We start from the raw sequence: 16,183 nt of genomic DNA, 5'->3' as shown, positions 1-16,183 counted from the left end.
GTAGCGTTATCAAATTACTTCAAAATTCATTTTTAATACTAAAATTCTGACAATCAATATTTTAAATGAAAATTTGTTAATAACTTTAATTAACGTGCATTTCGTCGATAAAAGTGTAGTTTTTCTATGATTTTTTACCGTTCATCGAGTAGGAAAATTTTTAAATTTAAATAATATTCCTTTTATCTAATTTTTTGGTAGTAAAACCTAGAAATTAGCTTTTTATAACCCTTTTAAAGATTTTTGGAAAGCTATTAATCAAAGTCCCAATCGTTGATGATACCTATTTTTCAACCTTTAACAGGATTGTTATTGTGTTTTGTGTTTTTACTTTTCCTATCCCTCAAGGCAAGTTGGCGTCAAAGCAGCATTGCAATTTATAACACTAATTGTAGAAGATGAAACAGTTAATAACTTTAGCTGCTTTTTTTTCTGTGCTCTCTACTTTTGCTCAAAAAATAGAGAAGGATAGTCTTTTTATTCAATCAGAGATTGAACACCTAACTATTCAATTAGCTTACCAACCTCAGGATTCTGCAAAGGTTGAAACTTCCCTTTTATTAATTGAAAAGCTATACACTGTAAAAGACTACAAAAAAGCGTTATTGTTTATTGACCAAACTGAAAGGTTATCTGAAACTTTAAAATATAAAAGAGCAATTGCCGAAGCCAAATATTTTAAAGCCCTTATTTATTCAACAAAAAATGATTACTACAACGCAATTGATAGTTACAATAAGTCCAAGAGACTATTTAAAGAACTTGACGACACACTAGGTTATGCCAGAGTTAGTAATGGTATTGGTCTTATTGAAATTAAACGTGGAAACTATGCTGAAGGTCTTGAAAATGCTTTATTAGCTATTCAGGTTTTTGAACGCATGAACTTGAGAGAAGAACTTAGTTTAGCCTACAATAGTTTAGCCGAAGCTTACTACAATACAAACCAAATAGATAAAGCGCTTGAGTTTAATTATAAAGCTTTAAACGTTAGAACCCAACTACAAGACAATACTGGAATTAAAAACTCAACCAAAAACATTGCTTTACTTTATTCTGAAAGAAAAGAACACAGAAAAGCTATTGAATATTTTGAAAAAGTTTTAAATCTTTTAGATACTGAAAATGATAATGACTTAAGAGGAGAAATTTTACCTCGAATTGGTGAAGAATATTTGCAGTTTAGAGAATATGAAAAAGCTGCAGAGTATTTACTTGAAGGATTAAAATACAACAGAAACACACAAAATGAAGATGGATTACTTAGGTCATTAAACTCCATAGGTCATCTCAATTTAAAACAAAACAAGTTAAAACTTGCCCAAGCGCAATTAGACGAAGCCTACAGTATTGCAAAAAATGGAGTTAACAAACATGAGCTTTTAAAAAACTACAAACTTCACAAAGAACTAGACTCCATACAAAAGCAATATCAAAATGCATTTTTCTGGCAAGGAAAATATTATGACTTAAAAACTGAACTTGATAAAGAGAGTCAACCCAAAATACCTGTAATTACTACTCCTGTTACTGAAACCAATATTGACGAAGCGTTTACAAACGAGGTGAGTATTGAAAATGAAGCAATAAATAAAGAGAATGAAAAATCTATTAAACGATTAAAACTGCTAAGTTACGTCTTAGCTTTTGCTATTTTAGTATCCTTACTTGTTTTAGTTATTTCTCACCTAAAACATAGAAAACGCTTAGAATACGCTAGAGAACTTGAAGAAAAAAACAAACAGATAGAGTTACAAAACGAAGCTATATTAGAGCAAACACACCATTTAGAAGAGGTTAACAAAGTAAAAGATCGTTTGTTTTCTATAGTATCTCACGATTTAAAAGATTCGATTTCGTCCATTAAAGGATTTATTGATTTGCTTCGCGAAGACAGTCTTACCAAAGAAGAATTTTATGAGCTTATCCCTGAATTAAGTGAGAATGCTGACAATGCTTCTTTATTACTTTTTAACCTATTAAACTGGTCTAAATCCCAAATGCAAAACTTAGAGTCTAACCCTGAGTTATTCAACATCCAAGATGTATTCCACAATAAAATGGGATTAATAGAACAAAAGGTTGAACAAAAACGAATTGTTTTAATTGACGAGTCGCAAAGAGATTTTGTTTATGCCGATAAAAGCATGATAGAAATTGTAATTCAAAATCTACTTACAAATGCTGTTAAGTTTAGTAGAATTGGTGATGCTATAACTGTTTCAAACAGAGACCAAAATGGTAAATCCTTAATATGCGTAGAAGATACTGGAGTTGGTATTTCTCCAGAGAATCTAAACAAGCTATTTAAAAACAATACATTTACTACAATAGGTACCAAAAACGAAAAAGGTACAGGATTAGGATTAACTATTTGCAAAGAACTAGTTGAACTTAATGATGGTAGAATTTGGGTTGAAAGTGTTCAAAATGTGGGAACTAAATTTTTTGTTGAACTCCCAAAAACAAAGTCTTCTTCTTAAATAACATTTTTGTTTATCTTAGCGCAAAAGCCATAACACTAAGATGAAACAATTTATACTTTCACTTGCTATACTAGCATCATTTTATAGCTGTAAAGATTCTCAAAAAACAACTGAAAGCACAAAAACTCCTAATCACCTTGAAGAGTTATTTACAATAATGCAAGGTTCATACAATTCTGAAGCTCAAGCAAAAGTTGACTCAACTTATTTTAATATTTCGCTTCACATGTACCCTATTTGGAAAGACAAAGGTAATTACCTTTATGTAGAACAAGCTTTAAATGCACGACAAAACAATCCTTACAGACAACGTATATACGAAGTAACTAAATTAAATGATAGTGTTTATAGTTCTGCTATTTACACAATTGAAAACGACTCGTTATGGATAGGAAAATGGAAAACACCTCAAGCTTTTGACTCGCTATCAATACATCAAGTTTCTAAAAAAGAAGGATGCGAAGTACTCCTTAAACGTTTAGACTCTAATCATTTTAAAGGTGAAACAGGAAAAAAAACTTGCGAAAGTACTCTATATGGAGCTTCATACGCAACTAGCGAAGTTGAAATTTTCCAAGACAAAATCATCTCATGGGATAGAGGATTTGACGATAAAGGAGAACATATTTGGGGAGCCGAAAAAGGCGGTTACATCTTTAACAAGCTAGATTAGTTTTTTGGTAAAAACACCTCAGCCATCATACAACGAGCACTTCCGCCTCCACAAGTTTCTATAGTTTCTAAAGAGCTAGAAATTATCTCACAATGCTTTTCAATTTTTGAGATTTGTGATGCTGTCAAACTATCATGAGCAGCTTTACTCATTACTAAATAAGGTGTATTGTTTGCTCCTTTTAATTGAAGCATGTTACCAGCAAACTGATGCATTTGAGACTCAGTAATTTCTATAATTTCTTTACCATCCGATTTTAGATGCTGAATAACATTTTTGCGTTCTTTTTTATCATCAATAGTATCCAAGCAAATCACAGCAAAGTTTTCAGCTAAACACATCATTACATTAGTATGGTAAATTGGTAATCGCTTACCATCTACAGTTTGGTTAGCGGTAAATACTACAGGAAAATAGTCGAAATCTTCACAAAACTCAATAAACAACTCTTCGTCTGCTCTAGGTGATAACGCACAATAGGCTTTACCATTAGCTCTATCTAACAATAAACTTCCTGTTCCTTCAAGAAAAACACCTTCATCTTCTGCACTTGTATAGTCAATAATATTTTCAATTTTGAAGCCTTCGTTTTCAAGCCTAACAAATATCTCTTCGCGTCTTTCTTTTCTTCTGTTTTCGGCAAACATTGGATAAATTGCAACATCACCATTTTCATGAAAACTCACCCAGTTATTAGGAAAAATAGAGTCTGGAGTATCTGCTAACACATCATCTTGCTCAACAATTACATTAATCCCTACTTGCTTTAACTTTGCAACAAAAGCGTCAAACTCTTCTTGAGCTTTGGCATTAATCTCAGCATTTTTAACATCTATAGTTTCTTGAAAATAATTGTTGACAGCTGTCTGTTCGTTCATCCTAAAGTTTATAGGACGAATCATTAAAATAGTATTCGTAATCTGTTGCATTATTGGTAAAAATTCTGCTGCAAAATTACTATTTTAAAATGTATTTTTCTCTAAAGACATCAATGAAGTATGTGTTAAAATTTACATAGAAATTCTTTTATTTTTCTCTTCATTAAGCCATATCAAAGCTTCTTCTCTTAGATAAAACATTTTCATTGTCCAGTTTTCATCATTATTCAAACTCAATATTGTTTTAGTAGCCATTTTACTACCAATTGAGTTCACAACAACTGCTACAGCAAAAACTTCTTTCAATTTTGAAATCTTACGTTGAACATCAAAAGTATAAGAGTAAGAATGAAGTTTGTTTACTAAAAGTGAAAATGGAGGTGTTAAATTTTCGAGTAAAAAATTATGATATTCTTCCATTAGTTTTTTGTCCATTTCAACACCTTCGTCAATAATTACCTCAGCTAAATGCTCATTGAGAATAATAATAGTGCCAAATGACAATTTGTGAGAAAGCTCTCTTTCTTGCATATTATTTTAGTTAATAAGGGATAGTTAAAAATAAAAAAAATCCTTGATTTTGCTAAGGTTTTGACAAAATAAATCCACGATATTCTAACATAAAACGATAACAATCTTAAAATCAATTACTATTTTAAGTAAGTTTGAAATATCAAAAATCATACACATGAAAAAATTTGCGCTACTTTTTATAATACTGTGTTCTTGCTCCCAAAACAACCCCAAAAAAACTTATGATTTCACTACTGTTTTTGAAAAAAGCGAAGGCAAGGAAACTGCCACTTATGAGGAAACCATACTCTATTATAAAAACTTAGCCCAAGCTTACCCTGAAATTTCGATAGACTCAATTGGTGAGACAGATTCTGGCAAGCCACTTCATCTTGTAACATTAAACCCTGACAAAGTTTTTGATTTTTCGCAAATAAGAGCCAACAATAAGCGCATACTCCTTATCAACAATGGTATTCATCCTGGTGAAAGCGATGGTATAGATGCCACAATGCTGCTTTACAGAGATATTGCTCAAGGTACTATTGAAATACCTAAACACACTGTTTTAGCAACTATACCAATATATAACATTGGAGGTAGCTTAAATAGAAATTCTACAACAAGAACAAACCAGAATGGACCTGTATCGTATGGTTTTAGAGGAAATGCTCAAAACTATGACCTCAACAGAGATTTTATAAAATGCGACACCAAAAACGCTCGTGCTTTTACTGAGATTTACCATTTAATAAACCCTGATGTATTTATTGATAATCATGTAAGCAATGGTGCAGACTACCAATATACGCTCACTCATTTATTCACACAACACAATAAATTAGGAGGCGATTTAGGCAATTATATCCATACCGAAATGATGCCTAAACTAGAAGAAAAACTAGCCGCAAAAGATTGGGATATTACACCTTACGTCAATGTATTTAACAGAACTCCAGAGACTGGTTTTAATCAGTTTATGGACTACCCAAGATACTCTACTGGTTACACAACACTATTTAACACTTTAGGTATGATGGTTGAAACTCACATGCTTAAACCCTACAAACAACGTGTTGAAGGCACTTATGAACTTATGAAAAGTATGATTGATATTATTGAAGAAGATTATCAAAAAATACAATGGAAACAAATAAGCACAGAAGAACATATTCGTGATTATGCTGAGACCTATACGCTAGATTGGAAAATCGATACTAGCAAAACCTCTACATTAAGTTTTAAAGGATATGAAGGCAATAGAATACCTAGTGAAGTTACTGGAGCGCAGCGCTTAAAATACGATCGCACAAAACCATTTACAAAAGATGTGGTTTACAACAACTATTTTGAACCAAGCATTGAAGTAACTATACCTAGTGCTTACATTATTCCACAAGGTTGGTGGAAAGTAATTGAACTTTTAAAACTTAATCATGTTGAAATGCGCCAGTTTGAAAATGACACTACAATAACAGTAGAATCCTATGAGATTGAAAGTTATGAGAGCAGAAAAATGCCTTATGAAGGCCATTATCAGCATTACAACACTAAAGTTACTAAAACAGAACAACAAGTAAAATTCTTAAAAGGTGATTATATTATTAACACACATCAAAATGCGTTCAGGTATTTAATGGAAACATTAGAACCTGAAGCACCAGACTCATTCTTTAACTGGAACTTTTTTGATACAATTCTGCAACAAAAAGAAGGTTTTTCACCTTATGTATGGGAAGATATTGCTAAAGAATTATTAGATAAAAACCCTGATTTAAAAACAGAATTTGAACAGAAAAAACAAACAGATACTAATTTTAAAAATAACTGGTATGCGCAATTAGATTGGCTACACAAACAAAGTGACTATTACGAAAAAGCTCACCTACAATATCCTGTGTACAGATTGCGCTAAACCAAAATTTTAATATTAGCATAAGAGTTTGTCATAGCTTCTTGACGTTGCGTTTCGTTGAGCCATTCTACCTTGGTAATACCTTCTTTCTCTTCTGGTTCAAGTTTGCCTGAGTAAGTTGTTTTCATCTCAAACCAATAAGTTACTTTTATCTTGTGTTTACCATTTCGCTTAAAAATGTGATAAGTAGTATCAAGCGGTTTTACAATTTCAAGACCTTTAACACCTGTCTCCTCTTCCACTTCTCTAATTGAGGTTTCTTCTATCGATTCTTTAGCTTCAGCTTTTCCTTTTGGTAAGTCCCATTTTTTATTTCGGTAGATAAAAAGTGTTTCTCCTTTTTCATTAATAACCTTACCACCTCCTGCAACTACATTTGGCAATTTCTTTAAAAATTTTTTAAGGAGTTTATCTGGGTTTTTGTGTATTAATCTAACCTCTTCCAAACTGGTAGAATTAAGTTCTTTTATAACTTTACCAATATTAACTGTATCTAATAAATAGTTTTTAAAGTTAGTTTCTTCACTAACAATAGTCGTTAATATAATTGGTTTGTCACCTACAAAAACTTTATACATAATATTTGGGCAAATAGGTTTTCAATGGTAAAAATATAACTTTTAAGCACATATTACCATTTTCAAAAATTAATTTTATTTTAAGTTTTGAAATTTAAATTTAACAAAATTGTGTAGTTTTGCGCTATGATTTTTAACAAACATACCGCTAAAAAAACTGCTGAAGTTTTATTGCAAGTAAATGCTATAAAACTTAGCCCTGAAGAGCCTTTTACTTGGGCTTCTGGCTGGAAATCGCCAATATATTGTGATAACAGAATTGTGTTATCTTATCCGCAAATTCGCAACTACATTAGAGAAACCATGGCTAAGCAAATTGAAAAACAATATGGCAAGCCTGATGTTATTGCTGGTGTTGCTACAGGAGCTATTGGTATTGGGATTTTAGTTGCTGAGTATTTAGGGCTTCCGTTTGTTTATGTAAGACCTGAAGCAAAATCGCATGGTCGCAAAAACCAAATTGAAGGTCATCTAGAGCATGGACAAAATGTGGTAGTTGTTGAAGACTTAATAAGCACAGGAAAAAGTAGTTTAAATGCTGTAGCTGCTCTTAAAGAAGCTGGTGCCAATGTAAAAGGAATGATTGCCATTTTCACTTACGGTTTCAATGTTTCTAAAGACAGTTTTGAAGCTGAAGACCTTACTTTACATACTTTAAGTAACTATGAAAGCTTGTTGGATCAAGCACTAGAAACTAACTATATCACTAAAAAACAACAGGACCTTTTGGCACAATGGAACGCTAACCCAAGCGAATGGAACGCTAATTGATACACCTTTAGAAAAAAACTTATATACATGAATTTAGAATCGCCAAAGGTAACCCTTAACAAATCAGCTCAAGAGACTTTTGATTTTTTATCTGATGTGAAAAATTTTGAAGCTTTAATGCCTGAAAACATCAGCAAATTTGAAGTTTTAGAAAACGACAAATTTTTGTTCGCTTTAAAAGGAATGCCTGAAATAGTGCTTAAGAAAAAAGAAGCTACACCTCCTAATAAAATTGTACTTGGTGCTGCTGGTGGAAAACTAGACTTTTCACTTACAGGAAACATCACTGAAGTAGATGCTAATACTAGTGAAGTTCAATTAACTTTTGAAGGAGAGTTTAATGCTATGATGGCTATGATGATTAAAGGCCCAATCAGCAAGTTTATTGAAACTCTAGCAACAAATATGACTACTGCTGTTTAGTACAACAGAGTTATTTCTTTTAAATCAAATTCTTTAATGATTTCATCTTCAAGCAACACTTGAAGATTACCAGAATTTGACACACCTTTTATAAAACCTGAAAACATATTACCTTCCATATCTTTAAATGTGGAAGGTTTATTTTTTCTAAAAAGATGCTCTTCATACTGAGCTTTAAGTGTAGAAAAGTTCTTCTTTTGTAGTAATTTGAAAAAATATTCAAGCTTCTGCAATACAGTAATCATTACCTCATCCAATTCAAAAAAGCGTCCAGACATTAATTGTAAAGACGAAGCTTTAGGTAAATTTTCAAATTCTGTTTGGTTAACGTTAATACCAATGCCTATTATAGAAGCCTGTAATCTATTTTGCTTTATGACATTTTCAATTAAAATTCCAGCTATTTTTTTATTTTCTGACAAAATGTCGTTAGGCCATTTAATGCTTAGCTTTTCAACGTTAAGGCTTTTTAAAGCTTCAAAAACCACTAAAGACACAGCTATACTAATATAAAAATTACGTTCTACATCAATACCTGTAATGTCTTTAAACACGCTCATAGTAAGATTTTTAGCATCTTGAACGTTCCATTGGGTCCCCATTTGTCCTCTGCCTTTTGTTTGATGTTTAGCAACAACAACCGTAAAATCCTCAATAGCCTTACTAGCACTTAATTGTCTTAAATAAGTATTAGTTGAGTCAATGGCATTAAGTTTGATTATATGCATAAAAGCAGCAAATGTTAATTTATAATTTTCTTAAGAAGAATTAAAGTTCAAAAGAACTAAAAAAATAATAACTTTGCACAAAACTAAATCAATTTAATGGCGAAAAAAAATAGTAATGTCGACCAATTAATAACTACCATATTAGCTGGTATTGAAGATGTAAAAGGGAAAGAAATAACAATCCTTGATTTAAGAGAAATTGAAAACACAGTTTGTGATTATTTTATTGTTTGCGAAGGTACTTCAAATACGCAAGTAAACGCCATAGTAAATTCAATTCAAAAAAAGGTTAGCAAAGAACTTAAAGACAACCCTTGGCATGTTGAAGGTGTTGATAATGCCGAATGGGTTTTGATAGATTATGTTAATATTGTTGTACATGTTTTTCAAAAACACATTAGACAATACTACGACATTGAAAGTCTTTGGGGAGATGCAAAAACAACTGTTATAGAAACTAGTTACTAAAAAAGAATTAATGGCAAACGAAAATAAAAATACAAATAAGAAACCAAAACTGAATCCATATTGGATTTATGGAATAGCAATTTTTGCTATTATCGCTTTTCAGTTATTTTCAGGTGGATTTGGATCGCAAAATGTGGCGACCACAACCCCTTCTCAATTTTTAGAATATTTAAAAAATGGTGATGTTTCAAAAATTGAAATCATAAACCGAAGAGAAGCAAAAGTTTATCTTACCGAAGAAGCACAAAATAAAGAAATACATAAAAAGACCAAACCTAGTAGTATTTTCCCTGCAATGACTCCTGCTCCAAACTATTCGTTTGAGTTTGGTGATTTGCAAAACTTTGAAAAAGACATCAACAAAACCCTTGAGGATAACAACTTAAATACTGAGCTAAAGTATAAAACCGAAGAAAATCTTTGGGGTAACTTTTTAATCTCCTTATTACCGTTTATCCTAATCATAGGTGTTTGGATTTTTATAATGAGACGTATGTCATCAGGTGCTGGTGGAGGCGCTGGAGGACAAATTTTTAACATCGGAAAATCTAAAGCAAAACTTTTTGATGAAAAGACTGACATTAAAACTTCATTCAAAGATGTAGCAGGTTTAGAAGGTGCAAAAGAAGAGGTTCAAGAAATTGTAGACTTCCTTAAAAACCCTGAAAAATACACTTCACTTGGTGGAAAAATACCTAAAGGAGCTTTACTGGTAGGACAACCTGGAACAGGAAAAACCTTATTAGCAAAAGCTGTTGCTGGTGAAGCACAAGTACCTTTCTTTTCACTATCTGGTTCTGACTTTGTAGAAATGTTTGTAGGTGTTGGAGCATCGAGAGTACGAGATTTATTTAAACAAGCAAAAGAAAAATCGCCTTCTATTATATTTATTGACGAAATTGATGCAATTGGTAGAGCTAGAGGAAAAAACAATTTTTCAGGATCTAATGACGAACGTGAAAATACCTTAAACCAATTATTAACTGAAATGGATGGTTTTGGCACTAACACCAATGTTATTGTATTAGCTGCTACAAACAGAGCCGACGTATTAGATAAAGCTCTTATGCGTGCTGGACGTTTTGATCGTCAAATTTTTGTTGACTTACCAGATGTAAGGGAACGTAAAGAGATTTTTGAAGTTCACCTAAGACCTATCAAAAAAGCAGAGGATTTAGATATCGATTTTCTTTCAAAACAAACACCTGGTTTCTCTGGTGCTGATATTGCCAATGTATGTAATGAAGCTGCACTTATTGCTGCTAGACAAGGTAAAAAAGCAGTAACAAAACAAGATTTCCTTGATGCTGTTGATAGAATTGTTGGTGGATTAGAGAAGAAGAACAAAATCATTACACCAGAAGAAAAACGTGCCATTGCTTTCCACGAAGCTGGACACGCAACTGTAAGCTGGATGCTAGAGCACGCTGCTCCATTAGTAAAAGTAACTATTGTTCCTCGTGGACAATCGTTAGGAGCTGCTTGGTATTTACCAGAAGAACGCTTAATTGTTAGACCAGAGCAAATGTTAGACGAAATGTGTGCTGCATTAGGTGGTAGAGCTGCTGAAAAAGTTATTTTCAATAAAATATCAACTGGTGCTTTAAGTGACTTAGAAAAAGTAACCAAACAAGCTCGTGCCATGGTTACAATCTATGGATTGAGTGATAAAGTAGGAAACTTAACCTACTACGACTCTTCAGGTCAGTCTGAGTATGGGTTCACAAAACCTTACAGCGAAGAAACTGCTGAGTTGATTGATAAAGAAATTTCTAATATTATCGAAACACAGTACCAAAGAGCTGTAGCACTTCTTGAAGAAAATAAAGATAAACTTACTGAACTTGCAGAAGTTTTATTGGAAAAAGAAGTTATTTTTAAAGATAATTTAGAGAAGATTTTTGGTAAGCGTCCTTTTGGAAAAGACGAAGAAGAATAAAAGCCAAAAACATAATATTATTATAAAAAGCTTAAATTAATCACGTGTTAATTTAAGTTTTTTTATATTTGAAATAATACGCAAATTAAAACCTAGGTAATAGCAACCCATACATGAGTCTATTTCGTAAAATCTTCGGCCTAAAATCTGATAGTGAAGAAGATAACATAAAAAGCGAAGAGAGAGGCAAATATATGCCTGAAATTAAATTGCCCGCTGACGAGAGATTTACCATAAATTTTAAAGCCAATGGCGGAAAGTTTTTGTATTGCGAAAATTTAAACGAAGTCAAGGATAATTTATCGCAAATTCTTAGTGAAAATGAATGGGAAGACAAAAACGCTTTACTCTTTGATGATAGACTTTCTGAATTATTTAAAGATTTTCATTTAAATCCAACTAAAAAAGTTTCAGAAAGCACGTATTTTTTATCCACTTGTGAATACCTTATTTCAGATGATGGTTCGCTATTAATTTCTTCAAATCAAATTGCTGAGAAGAAACTAAAAGAGCTGCCTACCAATTTTATAATATATGCAACAACTAGTCAGTTTGTTGAAAATATAGGTGAAGGCCTTAGAGGTATTAAAGGTAAAAACAGAGAAAAAATCCCAACTAATATTACTACGATAAAGCATTTTAAAACTGTTGAGGATAAAGATTTTCTAACTTATGGAAGTAGCTCAAAAAACCTATATTTGCTTCTTCTAGAAGACCTATAGATGAAAGAAGCCGTTACCAGAGCATTATCCGGAGCAATATACATCACATTACTAATCTTGTCACTGTATTGGCAACATGCATTGGCTGCATTATTTTTTGTGTTTGGTATTATTTGTCTAGCTGAGTTTAAAAAACTTATCAACTTAAAAGATTTTTATCCGTTTATAATCTTCACGATTTTATATTTTGTGTTTGGATATTGGTCTACTATTATAACCACTACAAATGGTTTTGATGAGGCTATTCAAATACTTCATGTAATTACAATTTTTGTTCAGTTGTTTTTAATTAAAGATTTATTTTCTGAGAAAACCATACCGCTTTTCAGCTCTAAAAGATATCTAATCACTACTTTTTATTTAAGTAGTGCGTTTGTGTTTTTAATTTTAATAGCAAACTTTAAGCATGAGTTTACTCCATTGTTGCTTTTAGGTACTTTTATTCTTATATGGATTAATGACACATTTGCGTACTTAGTTGGAAAAAACTTTGGAAAGCAAAAGCTGTTTCCTAGTATTTCGCCTAAAAAAACAGTTGAAGGATTTTTAGGTGGTTTGTTTTTTTCGTGTGTTGCTAGTTATTTTATTGCTAAATTTACAAATACGTTAGATTCTACTTATTGGTTAATTTTAGCAATTATAGTTAGTGTTTTTGGTACACTTGGAGATTTGATAGAATCTAAATTTAAACGACAAGCTAAAGTAAAGGATAGTGGTGTAATCATGCCTGGTCATGGTGGCTTATTAGACAGACTAGATAGTATAATATTTGCTGCTCCTTTTATTTATTTATTTTTAAGAATAGTAACTTATGTTTCATAAAGAAGGCCATAAAATTATATTTATTTCACTAGTTATAGTAGTTGGAGCTGTTTTACTCATTGATTATTTTATACAACTACCTTGGCTAAGAACTTCACTAATGCTACTTTTTGTAGTGTTCTTGGTTTTAATTCTTCAATTTTTTAGAAACCCTAAACGAAACACCATTTTAAATGAAAAACAAGCCGTTTCGCCTGTTGATGGTAAGGTTGTAGTTATTGAAGAAGTTTTTGAAAAAGAATATTTTAACGACAAGCGCATACAGGTATCTGTTTTTATGTCGCCAATTAACGTTCATGTTACACGCTATCCAATAAGTGGAAATGTATTGTACAGCAAATACCATCCTGGGAAATATTTAGTTGCATGGCATCCAAAAGCCAGTGAAGAAAACGAGCGCACGACTATTGTTGTAGAAAACAACTCATTTGGAAAAATACTATATAGACAAATTGCTGGTGCACTAGCAAAACGTATTGTTAACTATGCTAAGGTTGATGACAAAGCAATACAAGGTGCTGATGCTGGGTTTATAAAATTTGGGTCGAGAGTAGATTTATTTTTACCTTTAGATGCAGACGTTAAAGTAACCTTGAACCAAGTTGTAAAAGGAGGCGAAAGTATTATTGCTGAAATTTAAAATGACACCTGAAGAACTAGACATAGAGTTTAGAGACGCTGTAGAGCGTATAAACAATCATACCGAACCTTTTCCGGCTGATTTTTTACTTCGCCTTTATGCTTACTACAAAAAGGCTACAAACAACTATGGTAGACCAAGTAGCCGAAAGCCTATAATTAACGCGTTTAAAACAAATGCATTATTTCAGGTTAAAGATGTTTCGCCAGATGAAGCTAAACGTATTTATATTGATTTGGTAAACAATTATTTTTTATACCGAAAATAAGTTAATCCCTTATCAAAGGCATTGTAGAGCAACGTAGTAAACCTTCTTGTTTAGCTATTTCTGCATAAGGAACTTCTTCAACAGTAAATCCATTTTTTCTTAACCAAGTATTTAATCTTGTAAAGTTTTTTTCTGAGATAATCACGTCTTCAGATATTGAAAAAATATTACTGTTCATATCATACATTTCGTCTTTTGTAATGACAAAACAATTTTCTTCTCCAAAGAAATTAAGCAACCACTCATACTCTTCTTCAACTAAAAACCCTTCTTTATGTAAGATTGCTTTATTTGTTCCTATTGGTTGAAAGCAGCAATCTAAATGTAAAGCATTGTCTCTAGGGTTTACTTGAGATTTTTTAAGGTCGAAACTTTTTATGGTTTTATGCGGAAATTTTTCAGTAATGTAATCTACACCTAATTGGTTTGTACGAGCCACAATATAATCAGAATAATCAGCTCCTCGGTAAGTTCCAATAAAGATATGGTCATTCCATACAATCACATCTCCTCCTTCAATGTGAGCTTCTTCAGGAGGTCTAATTACTTTTTTAGGGTCAATTTGATCAATAACATATTGAATGGCTTCTAGCTCTTCTTCTCGATCTGGTAATATATTGGCTTTTACAAACACATCATCAATTACGAAAGCTATATCTCTGGCAAAAATTTGATTACAGTCCTCAATAATATTAGGTCTGTACACTTTTACATCATACTTTTCAAAAACTTTAGCTACTGCTTCCATTTCATTAACCATATCGGCTTCTAAGGGATATGTCCCTGCTTTTATGTGCTCAAGAGATTTTGGGTCGTATGCGTCCTCTATTTTAGGAGTTGGACCATTACTTTTAGCTGTTCCTAAAACCACTGCTCTAAGACGAGAGGTTTCATTTTTAACATTCAATTTCAGCATAATATAAATTATAAAAAAAGCTTCATTAAAATAAATAATGAAGCTTATATGATGTAATAAGCCTAAGCTTAACGCTCGTTAATTCCTTTAAACGATCTTAATGTTTCACCTGTATATACTTGTCTTGGACGACCTATTGGCTCTTTATTTAAGCGCATTTCTCTCCATTGAGCAATCCAACCAGGTAAACGCCCTAGTGCAAACATTACTGTAAACATTTCAACAGGAATATTCATTGATCTATAAATAATTCCTGAGTAGAAATCTACGTTAGGATATAGTTTTCTTTTTACGAAGTAATCATCTTCTAAAGCTTCTTTTTCTAATCCTTTTGCAATATCTAAAATAGGATCTTCAACACCTAAATCACCTAAAACGTCATCGGCTGCTTTTTTGATTATTCTAGCTCTTGGGTCAAAGTTCTTGTATACACGATGTCCGAATCCCATTAAACGGAAAGGGTCTTCTTTGTCTTTTGCTTTACCCATATATTTTTTAGTATCTCCTCCATCTTCTTTGATAGCTTCAAGCATTTCTAAAACTGCTTGATTTGCTCCACCATGTAAAGGTCCCCAAAGTGCAGAAATACCTGCAGATAAAGAAGCAAATAAACCTGCATGCGAAGAACCTACAATTCTTACTGTAGAAGTTGAACAGTTTTGCTCATGATCAGCATGTAAAATTAAAAGCTTGTCTAAAGCATTTACTAAAATTGGGTTTTGCTCATAGTTTTCATCTGGTCTTTTAAACATCATTTGTAAAATGTTCTCAACATAACCTAATGATGAGCTTCCATAATCTAATGGTAACCCCATTTTCTTACGCATTGTCCATGCTACTAAGATTGGGAACTTACCTAAAATTCTAACAATAGCATTGTACATTTCTTCTTCAGAATCTACATTTACTGACGAAGGATTAAATGCTGTCAATGCACTTGTAAGTGAAGATAAAACTCCCATTGGATGTGCTGACTTAGGGAAAGCATCTAAAATTTTCTTTACATCGTCGTCAACAACAGAATGCTTTTTTATGTCTGAATGAAATTTATCTAATTGCTCTTGTGTTGGCAATTCTCCAAAAATCAAAAGATAAGCTACTTCAAGGAAATCTGCTTTTTCAGCTAGTTCTTCAATTGAATATCCTCTATACCTCAATATTCCTTTTTCTCCATCTAGAAATGTAATGGCACTTACACAAGATCCTGTATTTTTATAACCTGGATCAATTGTAGTAACGCCTCCTGTTACACTTCTTAAGGCCTTAATATCTATTGCAACCTCATTTTCGGTTCCTGTAATTAAAGGAAATTCATGTTTTTGACCGTTAATTTCTAATGTAGCTTTATCTGACATTTTTATGTTTATATTTTTTTAAAGTTTTATTGTTAAAAAGATTGTACGAAAATACGAAATATCTTAGGATTTTTAAAGCTTCTCCATA

17 protein-coding genes are annotated in these 16,183 nt (G+C 32.1%); 11 read left to right on the top strand and 6 right to left on the bottom strand.

Annotation, left to right across the window (positions count from 1 at the left end):
• Positions 1-398: 398 nt before the first annotated feature.
• Together DMZ43_RS10860 and DMZ43_RS10855 are read left to right on the top strand one after the other, a co-directional pair.
• A complete protein-coding gene (locus tag DMZ43_RS10860; protein WP_131508178.1) occupies positions 399-2,483 on the top strand; it encodes an ATP-binding protein in 2,085 nt (694 codons plus the stop codon).
• 43 nt (positions 2,484-2,526) lie between these two features.
• Positions 2,527-3,159 carry a chromophore lyase CpcT/CpeT gene (locus DMZ43_RS10855; protein WP_131508176.1) on the top strand — a complete coding sequence of 211 codons (633 nt, stop codon included), beginning with the start codon at positions 2,527-2,529 and terminating at the stop codon, positions 3,157-3,159.
• Here DMZ43_RS10855 and ctlX read toward each other — a convergent pair.
• Positions 3,156-4,088 carry a citrulline utilization hydrolase CtlX gene (gene ctlX, locus DMZ43_RS10850; RefSeq protein WP_131508174.1) on the bottom strand — a complete coding sequence of 311 codons (933 nt, stop codon included), beginning with the start codon at positions 4,086-4,088 and terminating at the stop codon, positions 3,156-3,158. The two genes, DMZ43_RS10855 and ctlX, sit on opposite strands and share 4 nt — an antisense overlap.
• A gap of 81 nt (positions 4,089-4,169) precedes the next feature.
• Positions 4,170-4,568: a hypothetical protein gene (locus tag DMZ43_RS10845; protein WP_129761402.1), complete on the bottom strand. Its 399-nt coding sequence runs from the start codon at positions 4,566-4,568 to the stop codon at positions 4,170-4,172.
• A 157-nt stretch (positions 4,569-4,725) separates the two neighbouring features.
• Here DMZ43_RS10845 and DMZ43_RS10840 point away from each other — a divergent pair, with 157 nt between their 5' ends.
• Positions 4,726-6,465 carry a M14 family metallopeptidase gene (locus tag DMZ43_RS10840; protein ID WP_131508173.1) on the top strand — a complete coding sequence of 580 codons (1,740 nt, stop codon included), beginning with the start codon at positions 4,726-4,728 and terminating at the stop codon, positions 6,463-6,465.
• Here DMZ43_RS10840 and DMZ43_RS10835 read toward each other — a convergent pair.
• A complete protein-coding gene (locus tag DMZ43_RS10835) occupies positions 6,462-7,043 on the bottom strand; it encodes an NUDIX hydrolase (RefSeq protein WP_129761404.1) in 582 nt (193 codons plus the stop codon). The genes DMZ43_RS10840 and DMZ43_RS10835 overlap by 4 nt on opposite strands.
• A 126-nt stretch (positions 7,044-7,169) precedes the next feature.
• Between DMZ43_RS10835 and pyrE the strand changes: the two genes are divergently transcribed.
• Together pyrE and DMZ43_RS10825 are read left to right on the top strand one after the other, a co-directional pair.
• Complete coding sequence (pyrE, locus tag DMZ43_RS10830; protein WP_131508172.1) at positions 7,170-7,814, top strand: orotate phosphoribosyltransferase; 645 nt, start codon at positions 7,170-7,172, stop codon at positions 7,812-7,814.
• A gap of 27 nt (positions 7,815-7,841) precedes the next feature.
• Positions 7,842-8,237 (top strand): SRPBCC family protein, encoded by a 396-nt coding sequence (locus DMZ43_RS10825; protein ID WP_129761406.1) that lies wholly within the window; start codon positions 7,842-7,844, stop codon positions 8,235-8,237.
• Here DMZ43_RS10825 and DMZ43_RS10820 read toward each other — a convergent pair.
• Positions 8,234-8,965, bottom strand: coding sequence for a biotin--[acetyl-CoA-carboxylase] ligase (locus DMZ43_RS10820; RefSeq protein WP_131508170.1), 732 nt, complete (start codon positions 8,963-8,965; stop codon positions 8,234-8,236). The genes DMZ43_RS10825 and DMZ43_RS10820 overlap by 4 nt on opposite strands.
• 96 nt (positions 8,966-9,061) lie before the next feature.
• On the opposite strand from DMZ43_RS10820, the gene rsfS reads away from it, so the two are divergent.
• The 6 genes from rsfS (at position 9,062) to DMZ43_RS10790 (ending at position 13,824) form a co-directional block, all read left to right on the top strand.
• Positions 9,062-9,433: a ribosome silencing factor gene (rsfS, locus tag DMZ43_RS10815; protein ID WP_129761408.1), complete on the top strand. Its 372-nt coding sequence runs from the start codon at positions 9,062-9,064 to the stop codon at positions 9,431-9,433.
• Between the two features lie 10 nt (positions 9,434-9,443).
• Positions 9,444-11,372, top strand: coding sequence for an ATP-dependent zinc metalloprotease FtsH (ftsH, locus tag DMZ43_RS10810; protein ID WP_131508168.1), 1,929 nt, complete (start codon positions 9,444-9,446; stop codon positions 11,370-11,372).
• A gap of 113 nt (positions 11,373-11,485) precedes the next feature.
• Positions 11,486-12,094: an LUD domain-containing protein gene (locus DMZ43_RS10805; protein WP_129761410.1), complete on the top strand. Its 609-nt coding sequence runs from the start codon at positions 11,486-11,488 to the stop codon at positions 12,092-12,094.
• A complete protein-coding gene (locus DMZ43_RS10800) occupies positions 12,095-12,916 on the top strand; it encodes a phosphatidate cytidylyltransferase (protein ID WP_131508166.1) in 822 nt (273 codons plus the stop codon).
• Positions 12,906-13,556 carry a phosphatidylserine decarboxylase family protein gene (locus tag DMZ43_RS10795; protein WP_131508164.1) on the top strand — a complete coding sequence of 217 codons (651 nt, stop codon included), beginning with the start codon at positions 12,906-12,908 and terminating at the stop codon, positions 13,554-13,556. Before DMZ43_RS10800 ends, DMZ43_RS10795 begins: the two co-directional genes overlap by 11 nt.
• A 1-nt stretch (position 13,557) precedes the next feature.
• A complete protein-coding gene (locus tag DMZ43_RS10790) occupies positions 13,558-13,824 on the top strand; it encodes an acyl-CoA-binding protein (RefSeq protein ID WP_129761413.1) in 267 nt (88 codons plus the stop codon).
• Between the two features lies 1 nt (position 13,825).
• Here DMZ43_RS10790 and DMZ43_RS10785 read toward each other — a convergent pair whose 3' ends face one another.
• On the bottom strand, positions 13,826-14,740 hold the full coding sequence (locus DMZ43_RS10785) for a dimethylarginine dimethylaminohydrolase family protein (protein ID WP_131508162.1): 915 nt from the start codon (positions 14,738-14,740) through the stop codon (positions 13,826-13,828).
• Between the two features lie 68 nt (positions 14,741-14,808).
• A complete protein-coding gene (locus tag DMZ43_RS10780) occupies positions 14,809-16,095 on the bottom strand; it encodes a citrate synthase (RefSeq protein ID WP_131508160.1) in 1,287 nt (428 codons plus the stop codon).
• Between the last annotated feature and the right edge of the window lie 88 nt (positions 16,096-16,183).

Origin of the sequence: Meridianimaribacter sp. CL38 (genome assembly GCF_004328055.1) — a bacterium.
GTDB lineage: Bacteria > Bacteroidota > Bacteroidia > Flavobacteriales > Flavobacteriaceae > Gaetbulibacter_B > Gaetbulibacter_B jejuensis.
The sequence above is the reverse complement of the archived record's forward strand: the minus strand, read 5'-3'. Positions and strand labels throughout refer to the sequence as shown.